19 protein-coding genes and 1 pseudogene are annotated in these 17,677 nt (G+C 43.5%); 10 read left to right on the top strand and 10 right to left on the bottom strand.

Annotation, left to right across the window (positions count from 1 at the left end; translation table 11 throughout):
- Positions 1-4 precede the first annotated feature (4 nt).
- Positions 5-601 carry a hypothetical protein gene (locus tag O1Q74_RS15110; protein WP_271874441.1) on the bottom strand — a complete coding sequence of 199 codons (597 nt, stop codon included), beginning with the start codon at positions 599-601 and terminating at the stop codon, positions 5-7.
- Between the two features lie 484 nt (positions 602-1,085).
- Between O1Q74_RS15110 and O1Q74_RS15105 the strand changes: the two genes are divergently transcribed.
- Positions 1,086-1,286: a hypothetical protein gene (locus O1Q74_RS15105; protein WP_271874439.1), complete on the top strand. Its 201-nt coding sequence runs from the start codon at positions 1,086-1,088 to the stop codon at positions 1,284-1,286.
- 5 nt (positions 1,287-1,291) lie between these two features.
- Here O1Q74_RS15105 and O1Q74_RS15100 read toward each other — a convergent pair whose 3' ends face one another.
- Positions 1,292-2,191: a hypothetical protein gene (locus O1Q74_RS15100; RefSeq protein WP_271874438.1), complete on the bottom strand. Its 900-nt coding sequence runs from the start codon at positions 2,189-2,191 to the stop codon at positions 1,292-1,294.
- A 603-nt stretch (positions 2,192-2,794) separates the two neighbouring features.
- Between O1Q74_RS15100 and O1Q74_RS15095 the strand changes: the two genes are divergently transcribed.
- Positions 2,795-4,081, top strand: a complete 1,287-nt coding sequence (locus O1Q74_RS15095; RefSeq protein WP_271874436.1) for a KAP family P-loop NTPase fold protein — start codon at positions 2,795-2,797, stop codon at positions 4,079-4,081.
- Between the two features lie 55 nt (positions 4,082-4,136).
- On the opposite strand, the gene O1Q74_RS15090 is transcribed toward O1Q74_RS15095, so the two are convergent.
- On the bottom strand, positions 4,137-4,316 hold the full coding sequence (locus O1Q74_RS15090) for a hypothetical protein (RefSeq protein WP_271874434.1): 180 nt from the start codon (positions 4,314-4,316) through the stop codon (positions 4,137-4,139).
- Positions 4,317-4,556: 240 nt separating this feature from the next.
- On the opposite strand from O1Q74_RS15090, the gene O1Q74_RS15085 reads away from it, so the two are divergent.
- Both O1Q74_RS15085 and O1Q74_RS15080 read left to right on the top strand, forming a co-directional pair.
- A complete protein-coding gene (locus O1Q74_RS15085; RefSeq protein WP_271874433.1) occupies positions 4,557-4,751 on the top strand; it encodes a toxin-antitoxin system HicB family antitoxin in 195 nt (64 codons plus the stop codon).
- 491 nt (positions 4,752-5,242) lie between these two features.
- Positions 5,243-5,638, top strand: coding sequence for a hypothetical protein (locus O1Q74_RS15080; RefSeq protein ID WP_271874431.1), 396 nt, complete (start codon positions 5,243-5,245; stop codon positions 5,636-5,638).
- Positions 5,639-5,729: 91 nt separating this feature from the next.
- Here O1Q74_RS15080 and O1Q74_RS15075 read toward each other — a convergent pair whose 3' ends face one another.
- Both O1Q74_RS15075 and O1Q74_RS15070 read right to left on the bottom strand, forming a co-directional pair.
- Positions 5,730-6,566, bottom strand: coding sequence for a DUF4225 domain-containing protein (locus O1Q74_RS15075; RefSeq protein WP_052239064.1), 837 nt, complete (start codon positions 6,564-6,566; stop codon positions 5,730-5,732).
- A gap of 1 nt (position 6,567) precedes the next feature.
- The gene (locus O1Q74_RS15070; RefSeq protein ID WP_039280041.1) at positions 6,568-7,047 is read right to left on the bottom strand and encodes an Hcp family type VI secretion system effector; all 480 of its coding nucleotides are present in this window, start codon (positions 7,045-7,047) and stop codon (positions 6,568-6,570) included.
- Between the two features lie 446 nt (positions 7,048-7,493).
- On the opposite strand from O1Q74_RS15070, the pseudogene O1Q74_RS20300 reads away from it, so the two are divergent.
- The 5 genes and pseudogenes from O1Q74_RS20300 to O1Q74_RS15050 form a co-directional block, all read left to right on the top strand.
- Positions 7,494-7,592 (top strand): annotated as a pseudogene (locus O1Q74_RS20300) (hypothetical protein); the annotation flags it as partial.
- An 81-nt stretch (positions 7,593-7,673) separates the two neighbouring features.
- On the top strand, positions 7,674-9,149 hold the full coding sequence (locus tag O1Q74_RS15065; protein WP_271874423.1) for a site-specific integrase: 1,476 nt from the start codon (positions 7,674-7,676) through the stop codon (positions 9,147-9,149).
- A gap of 189 nt (positions 9,150-9,338) precedes the next feature.
- Positions 9,339-9,680 carry a zinc ribbon domain-containing protein YjdM gene (locus O1Q74_RS15060; RefSeq protein WP_271874421.1) on the top strand — a complete coding sequence of 114 codons (342 nt, stop codon included), beginning with the start codon at positions 9,339-9,341 and terminating at the stop codon, positions 9,678-9,680.
- 154 nt (positions 9,681-9,834) lie between these two features.
- The gene (gene mltB, locus O1Q74_RS15055; protein ID WP_182099285.1) at positions 9,835-10,905 is read left to right on the top strand and encodes a lytic murein transglycosylase B; all 1,071 of its coding nucleotides are present in this window, start codon (positions 9,835-9,837) and stop codon (positions 10,903-10,905) included.
- Between the two features lie 628 nt (positions 10,906-11,533).
- Positions 11,534-12,259, top strand: a complete 726-nt coding sequence (locus O1Q74_RS15050; RefSeq protein ID WP_271874418.1) for a sulfite exporter TauE/SafE family protein — start codon at positions 11,534-11,536, stop codon at positions 12,257-12,259.
- Here the strand turns inward: O1Q74_RS15050 and O1Q74_RS15045 are convergent.
- The 5 genes from O1Q74_RS15045 to O1Q74_RS15025 all read right to left on the bottom strand — a co-directional run bounded on the left by O1Q74_RS15045 (position 12,256) and on the right by O1Q74_RS15025 (position 16,190).
- A complete protein-coding gene (locus O1Q74_RS15045; protein WP_271874417.1) occupies positions 12,256-13,149 on the bottom strand; it encodes a LysR family transcriptional regulator in 894 nt (297 codons plus the stop codon). The two genes, O1Q74_RS15050 and O1Q74_RS15045, sit on opposite strands and share 4 nt — an antisense overlap.
- 80 nt (positions 13,150-13,229) lie before the next feature.
- Positions 13,230-13,937 carry a GGDEF domain-containing protein gene (locus O1Q74_RS15040; protein WP_271874416.1) on the bottom strand — a complete coding sequence of 236 codons (708 nt, stop codon included), beginning with the start codon at positions 13,935-13,937 and terminating at the stop codon, positions 13,230-13,232.
- Positions 13,924-14,376: a DUF1987 domain-containing protein gene (locus tag O1Q74_RS15035; protein ID WP_271874414.1), complete on the bottom strand. Its 453-nt coding sequence runs from the start codon at positions 14,374-14,376 to the stop codon at positions 13,924-13,926. Before O1Q74_RS15035 ends, O1Q74_RS15040 begins: the two co-directional genes overlap by 14 nt.
- 1 nt (position 14,377) lies before the next feature.
- Entirely contained in the window at positions 14,378-14,932 is a 555-nt protein-coding gene (locus tag O1Q74_RS15030; RefSeq protein ID WP_271874412.1) for a SiaB family protein kinase, read from the bottom strand.
- A 13-nt stretch (positions 14,933-14,945) separates the two neighbouring features.
- Positions 14,946-16,190: a SpoIIE family protein phosphatase gene (locus tag O1Q74_RS15025; RefSeq protein WP_271874410.1), complete on the bottom strand. Its 1,245-nt coding sequence runs from the start codon at positions 16,188-16,190 to the stop codon at positions 14,946-14,948.
- Between the two features lie 455 nt (positions 16,191-16,645).
- On the opposite strand from O1Q74_RS15025, the gene O1Q74_RS15020 reads away from it, so the two are divergent.
- Positions 16,646-17,380, top strand: a complete 735-nt coding sequence (locus O1Q74_RS15020; RefSeq protein ID WP_271874408.1) for an FCD domain-containing protein — start codon at positions 16,646-16,648, stop codon at positions 17,378-17,380.
- Positions 17,381-17,677: the final 297 nt, after the last annotated feature.

The raw sequence follows: 17,677 nt of genomic DNA, 5'->3' as shown, positions 1-17,677 counted from the left end.
TTATTTAATTATCCAGGATGATAAAGTATGGTGTAATTACAGATGTAACATTTGAGAGTAAGAATGATGATGTTATCAATGATAACACTGCCACGGTTCGTTTTATTTTTCCATTTATCCCATTAACTTTCAATATTGCCAAATAGGAGAATAAAATCCATACACAAGCCATACATGAAACTAAAAAAACTATAAATTTGTTTCCGCCCTTGTCTAAATGTATTTCAAATATCATTAATATGCTATCTATGATATAAATCACACCTCCATATATGAAAAATATTTTTAACGTTTTTTCATATGACAAGGTTCCCTTGAATATAAACGTTATGCTACGTATTACAAAAGAGAATATAAATATATACATTGTTTGGAAGAACGCAAATTTAAGTCCATTTAATGTTTTTCCATTAACATGTAATTCAAGTGTTGAGTTTGTTATAAATATAGATATGGCTAAAAAACCAAAGTAAATTAGTAATATATTTTTCCATGAAATCTCGTTGTTTTTAATTTTTACTGCAAAATATTGTGAGTGTGATAATGCTCTTGCTAAAGAAACCACAATATCTTTAGTAAAATACTCTTTGATTTTATCCATTATCTTTTACTATTTCCTCTGAATATTTATTTTTTATGAATTAGACCATTGTGTTTACAGTATAATAAAGGTGGTAAAAAATGTCATGTTATATATGTGAAAATTGATAAGCAAGAACTCTATCTTTATTTTTTATTCTTCTTATTGTTGTTTTGGTTTAATCAATTATTTTCCTAACGTCGTTGTGTGTTTTTCTTTTAAGACAACAGGAGAATTAAAATTCATTCAATAATAAAGAACTATTAGATATAATTTATTTATTCGAGTGGTATAGATAAACCATGATGATGGCATCAAATTTACTAATTACGGACTGCAAAGCTTCGCTTTATTGAAGTATTTTCTGACTGAAAGGAAGAAAATCAAGGGAGAACTCGGAGAAGCCAGCGTAGCGCTTCGGAGAGTTAGCCCTTGATTAATGGCGGTTGACAACAGAAATAGGTATGTTAATTAGATAGTGTGATATATAAAATTTGGAGGCTTTATGAAAAGTATTTTATTTCTATATGCAATATCTATTATTTTATCTATAGTGTATTTAAATGTGTCTGATGCATTTTTTATTGAAAATGTTAATGGAGCAGGTAAGGTTGAATTTGCTCTTTATAGTTATGTTGCAATATCATTGTTTTTTTTACCACTAACATTTTTTATAATTCCGGCACTTTTAGATAAGGAAAAATAACACTTTTATTTTTCCGATTTATATTTCTTTTTGTTTTCCAGGAATTCTAAGAATGCAATGAATGTTTTAATTATAAGTAATATTGTATAACAAGATATTATAAAACAACCGGCTGGGTTTTTCATTAAAAAGGCAAATAGGTCAATGTTGTAGTCAGGGGTTGTTTTTAAAATAAGTAAAGCACTTGTCACCGCAGTAACAAAAAATAAAACGGTATCATTAGCTGATTTTATTACATCTCTTTCTATCTTCTCTCTTATTTTAATGAGTTGGTAAAAAAAAGGAATTACTATTATAATTTGTACCAATAATAGTGATGGGTTGGTTTGATCAGAGTTCCATGTAAATAATATCGGAGCAATTAATAAGGCAACGGTTATTGTAAAAGTTATTAACAGAGTTGATTTTTTGTCATTTTTGTCATTTTTGTCATTTTTGTCATTGTTGTCATTGTTGTCATTGTTGTCATTGTTGTCATTGTTGTCATTGTTGTCATTGTTGTCATTGTTGTCATTGTTGTCATTGTTGTCATTGTTGTCATTGTTGTCATTGTTGTCATTGTTGTCATTGTTGTCATTGTTGTCATTGTTGTCATTGTTGTCATTGTTGTCATTGTTGTCATTGTTGTCATTGTTGTCATTGTTGTCATTGTTGTCATTGTTGTCATTGTTGTCATTGTTGTCATTGTTGTCATTGTTGTCATTGTTGTCATTGTTGTCATTGTTGTCATTGTTGTCTACGTTGCTAATTTTTTCTTTTGTTCTAAGATTTGTATCTGTTTCATATTCACTTTTTACATGTATATTAGATTTTTTTTTGAGTTTTATATTGATGCTTCCTGCATCGTTATTATAATTTATTCTTATTTTTAACCCTTCAACTTCTGTATATTTTTCAATATCCATATGATATCCTACTCATCTTTTTATAAATTTTCTGTATAGCCTTGCTATACAAACCATATTGCTATTTTTAGCATTAAAAGTAAATAATGCTATTTTAAAATTTAACTCTAAAATTTATTTAGGTGTTTATTCACATTCAAAAAAATGTCAGGGTATACTCTTTTATAGTATTCATTGCCAACCTCTGCAATTACGGATTCATGCAGAGAGTTCTGACAAGCAGGACACATATCCATAGAAATAACCTCTTATAAAATGGTTGCCTTGCAATAATTATCCCGCTATCTAATTTGTTTTTCTTCAACGGGCTGTGTGATAAAAACATGCTACAAAAAAATTGTGAAAACAAGGGGGAGTGATCATGTTCACGGATTGTAACTATAATCATGCTTGTTTTTGTATATCATCAATACATATGTGGATGTTTTATAACAGTAAGTTAATATAAGGCATGGTTTAATAAGACCCGCTTCTGTTCAGTTGCTTTACATCCAATAGACAAAAAACATATTCCTAAAATCAATTATCATTGATAAGAGTTATTTTTCAAGAGTTAAATCAGTGTGATTTTTTTTAAAATTAACCAATGTCAAAGGTAAATAGATGAGATTAACTATTAATGAATTAGACTATGCTAAAGGATTTAGTTCTGAAAATGATCTCTTTAAAAGGAAAGGATTTTCTCAGAAATTAGAAGAAATAATTTTAGCATCAGAAGATAATGGCTTGGTTTTTGCCCTTGATGATAAGTGGGGGACAGGGAAGACCACTTTTATAAGAATGTGGCAAGGAGAGAATGATAAAAATGAAAACAGTAAGATTAAAATGGTATACTTTAATGCATTTGAAAATGATTATCAAAATGAACCATTTATATCGTTGGCGGCAAAATTTTATGAAATAATTGATGATAAATCTGAATTAAAATCGAAGTTGCTTGAGATATCTAAAAAAATAGGGAAAACTTTATTGTCTGTTGGAACTAAAGCTGGGATTGCTATTGCGACCGCAGGTATCTTAAAAGGTTCTGATGTTGAAGATGCTACAGATAAACTTTCCGAATCTATATCAGATCCAATAGAAAAGTTAATAGAGGATAAATTTAAATCGATTAATAATGAAAGTGCAGTCATAAAATCATTTACTGAAACACTAAGAAAAATCTCTGAAGAAGAAGGCAAGAAAATTGTCTTATTTATAGATGAACTTGATCGTGCAAGGCCAGATTTCTCATTGGAACTAATTGAAAAAGTGAAACATTTCTTTTCCGTGAAAAACGTTGTTTTTATATTATCAATGAATCGTAGGCAATTTGAGAAAGGAATACAAAAAAGATATGGTGATATTGATACTGGTTTATATTTAAGTAAATTTGTTCACTATTGGTTTTCTTTACCTAAAAACAATGATGGTTATAATTCGTTAATCAGAAATTACATTGATAACGTGTCACCAGTAATATTTGATAATTTATCTAATAAAAACGCTATTGTTTGGCGGATTTCTGATTTATTAACAGCACAAAATGCGTCTTTCCGAGATGCGGAGCGTTGCCTTTCCATTATATCATTATTATTATGGAAATATGATGATATACAATACGAAGATTATTTTTATTTCTCTGTTTCTACGGCAGCAGTTCTTAAAGTCATGACACCAGAAGTAGTTGATAAGATAAATGAGATTACTTATAAAGAAATACATAATGCACTGAAAATAGATAAGATCGATGATCAAAATAGGCCATCTTATGAAAAATATTTAAAGTTGGAATTTTTATCTGACAATGAGCTAGATGCCTATTCTCAGAATATGCATGACCGTCTCATGAGTAGAACTACCCTTATAAAAAGAGCTATTGGGTATATAGATAACCTTTCACCACATTAAGTTATTACCTCAGTAAAATAAGATCAGGTTTAGCGTAGACCTGATCTTATAAGACTTATTGATCGTGAACGGCCCCTTCGGAGTGGTAGTCCTGATACAGCCAGTCGAGCCTTTCCCAGAGGATGAACGTCAGAATTTCTTTCACCTGTGGTTGCTTGGTCTCGATCACGGCATAGATCAACGCCCTGCACTGGTCGATGATTTCTTCCTGTTCTAAAGGTGTGTTATCGAACATAACGCACCTCCGTAGCTTGTTGCCAGAACAGATTAAAATAACGTTTAACTTGTTTAAGGTGCTTATCAATAAGGGAATTGCTAGACTTGCCGATAGCCATGTCGTTACTTCCTTAACGGTGTGGTCAGCCCCTGTCTGGTAGACCAATACCTTTCAGGGGCGAAACTGGTGATGAGTGTAATGTGCTTTTGTGATAGTGTACGTACCTATAAAACTCAGCATAGTTAAAAAGGTACGTACATGTCAACGATAAAACGCGATACGAAAAAATCTTCATCGATGGGGAAATCACCCACTTTTCAGATCCGGATTTCACCTGAGTTACGCGAACAGCTAGATGAGGTAGTTGCAAAAGAAGGTGTCAGTCTCGGAAACTGGTTCAAAGAGCTTGCCCGTCAGGAATTAAGAAAGCAGGGGATTGAGCCGAAAGGGTAAGGTTTAGCTGGTTAGCAGGACAAACAATCAAGGGAATGGATGATGGATAAAAGAGCACTACTCTTAAAATCAGGGCTGACAGTCAGGGAGCTACTTCGCCTGAAAAATAATTACGTCTATGTCACAAACGATAATTTTAAATTTAATACCCCAGCGAAGAAAGCTGAATCCTTTACAGACTATGTTTTTATCGTTACTCGTTTATGCTGGAAAGCAATGTATCTTCCTGTCTTCATGAGTCTATTTTTTTCTATTTATGATTTTTATAAAAACGGGAATGTGGTTGCAAGTATAACAGTATTTTTTATTCTTTTTTCTATAATTTCTTTTTGCGTATTAAAGGTTGAGAGTAATTTTTATCATATACGAATAATCACAGTTGTAAAATTAATTAAATTTAGATTGGTAATTTTTTTACTAACTGATTTTATTTCAACCTTATTCAAATTCGAGATTGGTTATTGGATATGGTTCATGCGAGGGAGCGTGTAATGAATAAAAGAGTGCTAATCTTAAAATCAGGATTGAGAGTCAGGGAATTACTTCGCCTGAAAAATAACTATGTAGATACAAAAAACAGAGCTTATGGGAAAAATATAAAAATAAAAGATATTGAATCTTTTTCTGATTATATTTATTTTATCGCATATCTGTGCTGGAATGAGATGCTGATGCTTTTTCTTATGTCTCTGGGATTTGCTATTTATGGTTACTATGAGTATGGTGTTGTAATAAACAGTATAAAAATATTTTTATTAATTTATGGAATCGCGGTTATCAGTTTTATGAAAGCTAAAAGTGAAAGTTACAAAATCACAATGATTATGATGATTAAGTTAATCCCTTTGCGGGTTTTAAATTCATTTAATTATTTAGTCAGGTTTTAAATGATATGTAATTTTTATACTTGTGGAAGTTAGCAATGACATTTGTCATTGCTACATGGGGTGATGAGCCTAATTCCTTTAGGCCAAAGAATCACTTATCACCTAAGCGGTAATTTTCATCTGTAAATTCAGCATATATTTTGTAGGCAGAACCCCCTACCATATAAACCTTCATTATGCTACTTGCGGCAGTATATTTAGGTTTGAAGTCTGAATGTGCATATTTAAATAATTTTGTTATCCTGGGTCTTTCCAGAAATCCTCTTGATAACAATCGAGTAGGACTGTCTACTAAGACAGGTGTCCTTAAAGAGGCGTAAATGGTGAGGGACAAATCACCAAAACTATACAAGGCATCTCCGGTATCTTTATTATATCCAGCTAAAGATGCAAGACCTCTGTATATGTCTCTGACTGTTCCTGAACTATATTCCCCATCATGGAGAATAGGACTTAATGACTCATAGATGTTATTACCGCCATGAGAAACTAATAAAACCCCGAATGATTTAAAATGCTTTACATTGAGATGTTTTCCCAATCTATATAACTGAACTCCCATAAATGCCTGAAAACCACCCGAAACAACACCAGATGCGATTTTGGTGTATTTTAAAACACCCTGGTCTTCAAATATATCCGTAACGATATATTTTACATAATCACCGGTTCGTAGTTTTTGGTAGTCTCTTTCTGTTTCTTCACGCTCGGTTACCAATTCATACAGGATATGATTTTTATCAAAAAAACTAATTGTTGATGACCTGAGTTTCATCTCTGTTTCATTGATGAAATCCTCAATTTCACGAAGATAACGCATTCTTAATGTTTTATCTTGAATGAAAAAAGAGGAAGCCAGTAGAGCAACCCTCCTCAGGCGGTTGCTTTCCTCTAAAAAGTGAAATTGATGTGATGAATCAATACTCATCTTAATACTCCACATCTTTCCATAAGATATAAGAGCTTGTCCGAGCAACCACATGCTCCCATTCAATCGATGCGAACTTAAATGAAATATTCTCTTGTGGTTGTAATTCGTTATGCGTTAATGAGTTTGGGGCGAAAAAACGAATATCATTGATAACCGCATCTCTTAACACCATTTTAAAATAGAGTTCATTACCACCTGACTGAGAAGTCCTGTAAAAAAAGAACTCACAGGTTAGTTTTTCATTACCATTCAATGCCTGTGCCAGAAGCGGGGTGGCTTTATCTATTGGTTTTCTGATTTCTACAGGGGAGAGTGAAACGTTATCTTGTCTTGTTATCTGGTTCATTAACTCATAAACAAAAATCTCATCTTCATGGGAAGCCTGATATTTATTGCCTATGGAGTCTGCACTTGAACAGCCCGCAGAGATAAGACCTTGTTTGATGCCGGTGAGTTTCAGATAGATCAAATTTGCCATTATTTATTCCTTAATATTATCCATAATCCTGCCCCATAAATCCTTTTTCCTTATGGGAGGGTAATTTCTGCATTTTTTAGTCGATGAGTCAATAGTGGTTATCGTGCGATGTGTATGATTTAAAATGGTTATTTGGGTTATCATTATTATGATAATTATTTAAATTGGATTTAATTCTGACAGAAGAGAACGCTATCCCTTCACCACCTATAAACATAAGCCTTAAATTGGTCAAAAAATTATTCGGGGGCATTATTGGGGGCATGTGTGAAAATAGAACAGGGAATTAATATTTATAATCAATAGAATACGTGATAGGTGTTGTTCCTATTATCGCACCAGTCACTTATATCTTATTGATTTAATTAACATTAAATTCATTCAGAGTGAAATCGCGTAGCCTCTACTACATAGAGGTCATACAGCCGATGGCTTAACGTGATAATCTGTATCGCCGTAGCAGCGGTATTTATGTTGTCCGTATTGCAGTTCCCGCCCGATACCGTCTCTACACGGGACAGCGTGAGATTCACGCTTCAACAGAAACAAACGACATCAGAAAAGCTCGAGCGATTGCCGCAGGTCTATTGGTTGTCTGGCAGCGATGTCTGGGTGAGTATCAAAAATTGGATAGAGAAAAGTTGGTAAGCAGTGCGCCTGCTTTGGCCGGAGAAGGAATGATCAGCCTCGCTGAATTTTGCGGTTTAACTAGCGCTTCCCTGCAACAAGTGGCGCAGCGACTACTTGATACGAATATCCCGCTTTTTTGGCTTGCTGATGGGCGTCCTGCCTACTATGTAGAAGATCTTTCACTCGTTGATAAGGATGATCCTGAGGCTTCTGGATTTATCATCGACAGTGCCATTAACATCGGGATCAGAGGTTCTCTGAACGGTTATATCCAGCCTTTGGTTACTTCACGTATATTACGTCAGATGATTGCAGGCGAGACGCTGGAAGCAGAAACCGCGTTTAAATCCTCAGAGGCTTCATCCAAAGCTGCATGGTTCGTTGACTTTCCCGGTGTCGAAATCTCACCTACTTCATTAATGATTCATCGTGTGCAAGCCGAGCGCTTACGATTATTTTGGCTGTCATATAGCCCCGCGCTCTCTCCTGCAATTCCTGAGAAGTCAAAAGAAATATCCACTGCAATATTGTCCCCATCATTGCCGGAGAATGAGTATGTAAATCGTAAATACTACTCGGTGAAAATGAGCGAGTTATGTGAAAAATATATTCGCTACAAGCGTGGGGGTAAATTCACCGAAAAGGCAGAGAATCGAATTCGGGAAGGTTGTAGTCTACTGGCTGAAGTAATGGGTGATCCAACGCTTGAAAAAGTTGACCGTGACTTCCTCCGTAAGTATGAGAGCTTACTAAGGTCGATACCTGCAAGGCGCGATCTGGCGAAAATAAGATATAAAATCAATGATGTTCATGAATTGATTGTCAAGGCAAAAGAGAATGGCGACCCTCTAATGAGCGATAATGCCGTTCGTAAATATATGCGAATTCTCTTCGAGGCTTTCCAGTGGGCTGATGGAGAAGGCATTTTTATTAAGTCTCCTGCGAATAAATTCTTTGCGCCTGTAGAAAATGAAAAGATGGATCAGGATTTCAAATCTGATTTCACTGATGAGGATTTAAACGCTATTTTTGGTATGCCTTGGTATAAACGTGGGACTGTCGATAAAAACAGTCAGGGGCAATTCCATCATTATCGTGCATTTCATTACTGGTTACCGCTAATTGGCTTTTTTACCGGCGCGAGGATAAATGAATTATGTCAGCTTTATCTTGACGATATTAAGCAGGATGCGGTGGGGTTTTATTTCTTCGAAATCAGCAATGAGCGTGCCGATCAGTCACTAAAAACTATTCATTCGCGACGGAAAATACCGTTGCATCCGACATTGATCAAACTTGGATTAGTCCGCTATTGCGAAGCATTGAAGAAAGCAGGTCATGAACGTTTATTTCCCGAGCTTCCTTACCACCCTGTAAAAGGATATGGCGATAAAGCTTCGGACTGGTTTAACCGTTCATTGCTGAAAGAGCGTTTACAGTGCCTGTGGCGGCCTCAGCCAGGAGCACTTTGAAAACCAGCACCTCGCTTAGTGCTGTGTCCAGTTTATGTGGGGAAGAACAGGGTGTCAGATGGGCAGTAAAGTCACGATAAATGCTGCTTCACTATCAAAAATATGTATAAAAGGGTAAAATATCGAAAATATGGTAGTTACCTAATGATATTTATTACTTTTTTATTGTGAATTTTTCAGGAGTTTATCATGCAACAGTTACCTCATTGTCCGAAATGCAGTTCTGAATATACCTGGCAAGAAGGCGAAATGTTCAATTGCCCGGAATGCGGAAATGAGTGGTCCGCAACAGATGACGCGACGGCGCAGGATGAGGGCTTAGTAGTCAGAGATGCTAACGGCAATCTGCTGGCGGACGGCGACACGGTAACGGTCATTAAAGACCTGAAAGTAAAAGGCAGCTCCACCCCGCTGAAAATCGGCACCCGTGTGAAGGGCATTCGTCTGGTTGAAGGCGATCACAATATTGATTGTAAAATCGATGGTTTCGGCCCGATGAAGCTGAAATCCGAGTTTGTGAAGAAAAACTGATTCGGATGTGATGGCGTGCGTCGGTCTGTCATCTGCTCGGCGCGCTGCACTTTTTTACCTCCGGTTGGTTTTTTCACCTCCGGCTGGTTTTTTCACATCAGACAATCCTTTACCATAGCGGGTATTGATTTCTTAACGGCTATACGGATATCTGATGCGTCATTTGGTTCGTTTTCTCCCTCTGCTTGTTTTGCTCTCGGCCTGTAGCAGTCAGCCGGCTCCCCCTCCCGCAGAAGCACCTTCAGGTAATCCTTTCAAAGGCGGCTTCCTGCTTGAACCTGCACACAATGTCCATCCGTTAGGCGGCGATTTTGCGACCAACCCGGCTACCGCGCGGTTTGTCGATAAAATGGTGCTGGAACACGGCTTTAATCGCCAGCAACTGCATGATGTGCTGGTCCAGGCAAAGAGTCTGGACTGGGTAATCCGCCTGATGGATAAACAAGCCCCGACTTCGCGTCCGCCTTCAGGGCCGAACGGTGCCTGGAACCGCTACCGTAATCAGTTTATTACGCCAGACAACGTGCAGAACGGCGTGGCGTTCTGGAATCAATATCAGGATGCGTTACAGCGTGCCCAAAACATTTACGGTGTTCCGCCTGAGATCATCGTCGGCATTATTGGCGTTGAAACCCGCTGGGGCAGAGTGATGGGGAAAACGCGCATCATCGATGCATTGGCAACGCTGGCGTTTGATTACCCGCGACGTGCCGATTACTTTGCGGGCGAGCTGGAAACGTTCCTGCTGATGGCGCGTAAAGAAGGCAACGATCCGCTCAGCCTGCGCGGCTCTTACGCGGGGGCGATGGGCTACGGGCAGTTTATGCCGTCATCCTTCAAGAATTACGCCGTGGATTTCGACGGCAACGGGCATACCAACCTGTGGGATCCGGTGGACGCGATTGGCAGCGTGGCCAACTATTTCAAAGCGCACGGGTGGGTGAAGGGTGCCCCTGTGGCGGTGCAGGCAAACGGTCAGGCACCGCTGCTGGCGAATGGTTTTAATACCCGTTACTCGCTCACTGAACTCCAGGCTGCGGGCTTAACGCCACAGCATTCGCTGGCGGGGTACAGTGAAGCCAGCCTGCTGCGGTTGGATATCGGTACGGGCTATCAATACTGGTACGGATTACCGAACTTCTACACCATCACGCGCTACAACCACAGCACGCACTACGCGATGGCCGTATGGCAGCTCGGCGAAGCCGTAGGCCGCGCTCGCTAAGATATTTTCGGGTACTGCTTATGCTGTATCCGTCTTCTCTTTCGCAAGGGCTGCTCCTTATACACAATGTAAGGATGCCATCGGGTCTGGCCGTTATCTGGCGTAAAAAATTATGCTGAGGAGATAGCAGGCTTAGGATGAGCCGCATGGACGCGGCGAAAGCTTGCGCCACGTCCGACAAAAACGTCAGAGACGTTTTTGAACAGCACTCGTGCTGGCCCGAAGGGCGAGCCCCGTTTATGGGGCGAGTAAACGTGTCGCAAGCGGTCCTCTAAGCCTGATACCGACGAAGGCACCGCTTTAGCGGCATAATTCCCGCCAAAAGCCGGGGTTCATAGGGGGCTGGCGTAGCCCCCTATGTCGGGCGCGTGCGACGAAGTAGCATGAGAATAACGGTATTGTGGCGCACGAAACGGCCTCTGAGCCTGCATAAAGATGTGACTCAAAGGACTGTCGAGAATCTCACTCTTCCTAATCCTACCTTTACCTCAAATTTTCCCTGAATCACCCTCAATACAATCCGCATAGACAGCCTTGTCGCATCGTTGGAATATTCATTCGTAGCGTTTTTTTATTCTTTCCTATCTTACTGTTTTATAAAAATATGTGTTGCAAACCGAGGCGATGAATGACGACGATGATAGTGGTGTTCCTGCTGGCTGGCGTGGTGAAAGGCGTGATTGGCCTGGGGTTACCGACCATCGCGATGGGGCTGTTAACGCTGGTGATGCCCGCCGCTAGCGCGGCAGGGTTACTGATAGTCCCTTCTCTTGTGACCAACATCTGGCAACTTGTCTGCGGTCCCGCCTTTCTCAGCTTGATTATGCGGTTTGGGACGCTGTTTGCCGGGATTATCATTGGAACACTCTGGAATGGCCTACCGACGTTAACCTCGTCATCGTCATGGACGAGCACGGCGCTTGGCGGCATTTTGGTGGTTTACGGCCTGTGGGGGATTCTGGCGACCACGTTGCCGCAGCCTGGTCGTCATGAAGTCTGGCTATCCCCGCTGGTGGGTTACATCACGGGTGCCATCACGGCGACAACGGGGGTTTTCGTGATTCCTGCCGTGCCTTACCTGCAATGCCTGCGGCTCAATAAAAACGATCTGGTACAGGCGCTGGGGCTGGCATTTACCGTTTCCACGTTGGGGCTGGCGTTACAGCTAATGCAGGGGAGTGGGCTACAGGGCATCGATCTCTGGCAGTCGATGCTGGCGCTGATTCCCGCGCTGCTGGGCATGATGATGGGGCAACGCCTGCGCCACGCGATTAGCGAGCAGGTTTTCCGGCGCTGCTTCTTCCTCGGGTTGATAGCACTGGGCGGATATATGGCCGCACGCGGGCTGGTTTAAGTCGCGTTCTCTGTCGTAATAAACTCCACGAAATCATTGACATAGCCGGGAAGTGCGGAAAACTGGCGGGCGCAAACAACCAGATTACGTGTCGCCCAGTCGTCTGACAGTGGGATTGTACGGATGTCCAGTCGCTCCATCATTCGCTGTGCGGCATGGCGTGGAAGAATGCCAATGCCGATACCGCTGTGAATCACCTGCGTAACGGCATCGAAGCTGGCAAGGCGTACGCGGTAATTGAGGCGTTTCCCCAGCCTTCTGGCATGTTCGTCAATATGTTCCTGTAGCGCCGCACCTTCGCTAAGCCCGATAAAGTCGGCATTGGCGATGTCAGCAAGGCTGAGCCGTTGTTCGCCGAACCCTATGCTGTTTTGCGGCACCACGACGACCAGTTCGTCCTGACGGAACGGGCGGGTTTCCAGCCTGTCGAGCGGTACGGTATCAGCAACAATGCCGAGATCGGCAGTTTGATTGCGAACCGCATCCACGATGTCGCGGCTGAGTTTTTCATTCACCGATACGGATATCTGCGGGCAGACCACCAGATAACGACCCAGCAGAGCGGGTAAATATTCATTCAGCGCTGCCGAGTTGCACAGTAGCGGAATATGGCCGCGCAGCCCCTTGCTGTATTGATGTAATTCACTGCGCATATGTTCAACCTGACGCAGAATAATGTGGGCATGGTGTGCCAGCGAAAATCCCGCGTCGGTGAGCGAGACGCCCGCCTTTGAACGCAGCAGCAGCGGTACGCCAAGTTCGTCTTCCATGCCGCGGATGCGTTCGCTGGCAGCTTGTACCGTCAGGCTGGACGCCGCGGCGCCGCCGGTAATGCTGCCTGCTTTCTGAATATTGAGAAACAGCCGGAGATCGGTTAAATCGAATCGCATAGCGGGAATCTGTCTCGGAGAAGCCGATACCCACTATTATGGTCGTGAGTCAGGGGGACGGCAATCGCCTAGGCCACGGCTTACTGAAATTCCACTCTATTTCTTCCCTTTTTCTTGGCCTGATAGAGCGCAGCATCCGCTGTGCCATAGAGTGCATCGAAACGGGTTTTCTGCGGTGCCCAACTGACGCCAAAGCTGGCGGTAACGCACTGTTGCGGCAGCACGCTGAGCGGCATTCTGTTGAGATCCTGATGAAGGCGGCTGGCGAGCGAGACGGCCTGCATGAGCGTATGCCCTTCCAGCAGGATAGTGAACTCTTCACCGCCGACGCGGCCAATGCTGCTCGTAGTATTCAGCCCGTGTTGCACGCGTGATACCAGATCGCAGATCACGGCATCGCCGGTAGGGTGGCCGTAGGTATCGTTCACCTGCTTGAAGTGATCGATATCCAGCACGATGAGCGCCGCCTGATTGCGTTCCAGCGCCTGGTTGATGTGTTCAATGATCGCGCCACGGTTATACACGCTGGTCAGTGGATCGTGGCTGGCCTTGTACTCCAGCTCGACCGCCAGTTGATTGAGCTGGGCGTTCAGGCGATTCAGCTCTTTCTCCGCCCGATCGCTGCGTGAAATCAGGCGGTGCGATTCTCGTACCAGCCGCTGGTAGTGGTCGGTTAATGCCAGCAGCGTGTCGCGGTAGACTTCGGCTGGCCTCTCCTGCTGGTTAGCGATGTTGCGCGCGGCGAGCAGAATGTCGTATTCCGGTGTAAATAATTCAATTGTGCTCATGGTTCTCACTCAAAATCGTGCTGTGAAAAATCAGGGCAGGGAAGTCAATGTGCAGTTCTTCACCAAATTCTTCCGCAATATCGTCGTCTTTGTCGTAATACCAATACAGTGCAATCGATAGCGACTGTTCAGCAGCCTGGTTAAGCAGGTTGAATAAACTGAACAGCATCTTGGTGCTGGAGCTGTTGAAATAAATCAGGGAGACGTGAATTTCGATGTTCGGCAGCGCCTCATCTGGGGGCATCGTTTCCGCGTGGGCCGTTAAAGCATCCAGATACGCCCGAATCTCTGTGAGCAATGGGCGATAAAACGCTGCGGCATTCTCAGGATAAGACTCGCCGGAAAGATAAAGACGGTGTGTGTCAATGTGAAAATCAACGGTCGGGGTACAGGATGTCCCCGAAATATGGAGGTTGCTTAGGGGCGTTATATTTTTCATGTCAAATGATTGCCTTCAGATAAAACGTAGATAGTCCCGTTGATGCGTCTGCCCGAAACGTAAACTGGAGTGGCTCACTGGCATCACGCGCGACGGTCAACAGTCCCATATTCGCGCCTTTGCTTGATGACGGGGTTTCAGCACGCAGAGAGGCCTTATAGGTGAGGCTGATTTCATCAAGTGTCATACCGCGCAGTGGTTCAAGACGTCCCCTCAGCGTTTCGATATCGTCGGGGTGGACCGGGTTGGCACACAGCAGGAAGTATTTCCCATTTTCGTAACCCAGACAGACGGCACCGTGACGGACCTCGACGGGCTGATCGAGCGCCGTTAGCGGCGCGGCGGAATAGCGAGTAATGTTCTGCACCATTTCGACGAAGGTAGAGAACAGTCTGCGGCGGATACCGGCAGGAAGCTGCTTTTTCTCCAGTTGTAGCTGCATGGTTTCTGCCAGTGAACTGATGATGTTTTGTGAAAAATAGCCCACGTAATACAGCGTGATGTCATGCTGGTGCGAGGGCGAGAAAAATTCAGTGTATTTGATGTTTGGCATCATCCTGCCTGTCTGATTAAACAAAAGTCGAACAATGTCGGAAGCCCCAAAATGTTAAATCGTCTCGTCGGGTCTGATCGCCCTGATAGATCTTATGTGCCGACAGGAGCTGGTTAGCCAGGTCGCGCATCGGTTGGTGTTGATAGTGCTGGAGATGCGCCTGTAGCCGGCGTTTTCCAAACATAATCCTGCGTTCTCCGCCAATTTGATCCGTCAATCCGTCCGTGGTGGTAAAAAACATATCGTTATCATGAAGCGGCAATTCGTAGCTCGACCACTGGTAGTCATAAGGCGTTTCGGTATAGCCGATCCCCATACGATTGCACTGGAGTGACGTCAGTTGTCCGGTATGACGTTGCAGCATGAAGGCTGGCATCCTCGCGCCGGCAAATGTCAGCGTGTTGCGCGTCATGTCGCAAAACATCAGCATGGCATCGCAGCCGTCGTTAGAGGCAGAAAGCTGGCACGTTTCGTCACGCTGCCCCAGCGTATCTTTAATATAGTGGTTGATCGTTTGTAATAGCTGCGCAGGCAGCATCGGACCGTGCTGTGTTAGCGCCTGTTCCAGTGCGGAAGAGAAAATCAGCGTCATAAATGCGCCGGGTACGCCGTGTCCGGTACAGTCTGCGACGGCAGCAAGCCAGCCATTCTGATAGGTTTTAAAGGCATAGCAGTCACCGCCGACACAGTCTCGCGGTTCCCAGGCCAAACACCAGTCTGCAAGCGTGCGGGACATCGCCTGCGTTGATGTCGTCATCATGGCGGCCTGAATTACACTGGCATATTCGATGCTCTGCATAATTTGCTGATGCTGACGCAGATGCATATCAGAGACGGCCTTGATAAGATCGATGCCCAATCCGATACCGATATAACGCCCGTTCTCGGTGATCATAAAGCCGTCCGTCAGCGACTTATCACCGGTGATCACCGTTTGATCGGCCACGTCGTTTAACGACGCCAGCGCATCAACAATCAGCGGGTTGTTATCCATAAACGCGATGCAGCTCTTTTTATCGTACAGTTCGCGATAAAAAGGCCGCGACATCTGCGAGAGAAAAATGTGGCGGTTGATTAAGCCGAAAGGGCGTCCATCCTCAACGACAGGCAGGCTGACCCACTCTTTATTTTTACTGAATAACTGCAATACGGTGGCGTTGTCGGTGTCAGGAGAAACGTCCGGCAGGGGAATGCAAAGATCTCGCGCCACCGGTGTACCCCGGATGAGCGGTCGGGCGCAAGGAACGGACATGGCGATCATGGTTAATCTTTGGGCGGATTTATCTTTAAGTCAAAATACCTGCCCTTGATGACCAAATGATGACAGCCGCCGTCATACTTCAAGCCGTAGATGTGTTGTCTTCCCTTAAATCTCGCCCTGAAGGGCCAACACGTTGTGTTGCTCAAAACGTTACCACCATGAAAATGACGCCGATAAGGGTGAGCAAACCGGCCATTATCCGCCTCCAGACTGTCCATGAAACGAACCGAAATACATCTATTGTCATTTATGCTCCTTGTCTGCTGGCGACATCAACCTGATAGCGAATGGGATACGGCGCTCGACAACACTATATCCGAAATTATTTCGCGTGCAGATTGCTCAGCGTGCGGCGTAGTGGGGCTTCATGTTATACTTCAGACAAATTAGGCATTTTTCTGTCTTTTGGTCAGGCCAATATTACGATGGCCGATGTTGAATAAAGGGATAGCGGTATGCGTTTATATCAGCAGATTGGCGACAATCTTCGCGCGGAAATTCTGAAGGGCAACTATCAGATTGGCGATCGCTTGCCCCCAGAACGTGATATTGCTGAAACCTACAACGTCAGCCGCAGCGTAGTGCGTGAAGCCCTGATCATGCTGGAATTGGAAAAGTTGATTGAGGTGCGTAAAGGCTCTGGCGTTTATGTTATGCAACTGCCGACCGCGCAGGGGAAAGATGGCGTAGTGGACAGCGGCTATGGTCCCTTCGAGCTGATGCAGGCGCGCCAGTTGCTGGAAGGCGAAGTGGCCGCGTTTGCCGCGATGCAGGCAACCAAAAGCGACATTGTGAAAATGCGCCAGGCCATTGAACAAGAAAGGACATCGCTTGAAAACGGCAGCGTGGATGAAAGCGCCGATGAACAATTCCATTGCCTGCTGGCGCAGTCTACCCAAAACAGCGTCTTAGCCAATATGGTGTATGAGGTGTGGCAGGCGCGTAAACGCAGTCCAATGTGGCAAGGCATTCACTCCCATACCGATGATTTCAGCTATCAGCGCCAGTGGCTGGACGATCATGAGCAGATCCTGCGTGCCGTGTCTCGTCGCGATGTGAACATGGCGCGTCAGGCAATGTGGCAGCATTTGGAAAACGTAAAAATTAAACTGCTGGAAATCTCGAATGTGGACGATCCGGCATTCGACGGCTACCTGTTCGAGTCTGTTCCCTCACGTCTGGAATCCTGATTCCCCCTGTATACCCGTCATACTTCAAGTTGCATGTGCGTTGGCTGCGCTACTCGGCACACTAACGTGTACCTCGCCCCGTTGGGGCCGCTGCAAGCAGCGTTCAAACCTGCCTCTGGCAGATTTGTCACCCACCCGAATCACTTACCTAAGTAAGCTCATCGGGATGTCTTCTCTTGCCGCGTTACGAGGCTCATAAGTGAGCCTCGCCCTAGCGGGCCAACGCTTTGCGTTGTTCAAAACGTTAACGTTTTGTCCTGAAACTCGAATTATTTAGGGTATATGTCCCCGTGTAAC

It is taken from the genome of Pectobacterium sp. A5351 (assembly GCF_028335745.1).
Classification (GTDB): domain Bacteria; phylum Pseudomonadota; class Gammaproteobacteria; order Enterobacterales; family Enterobacteriaceae; genus Pectobacterium.
This window is presented reverse-complemented; position numbering and strand designations above follow the sequence as displayed.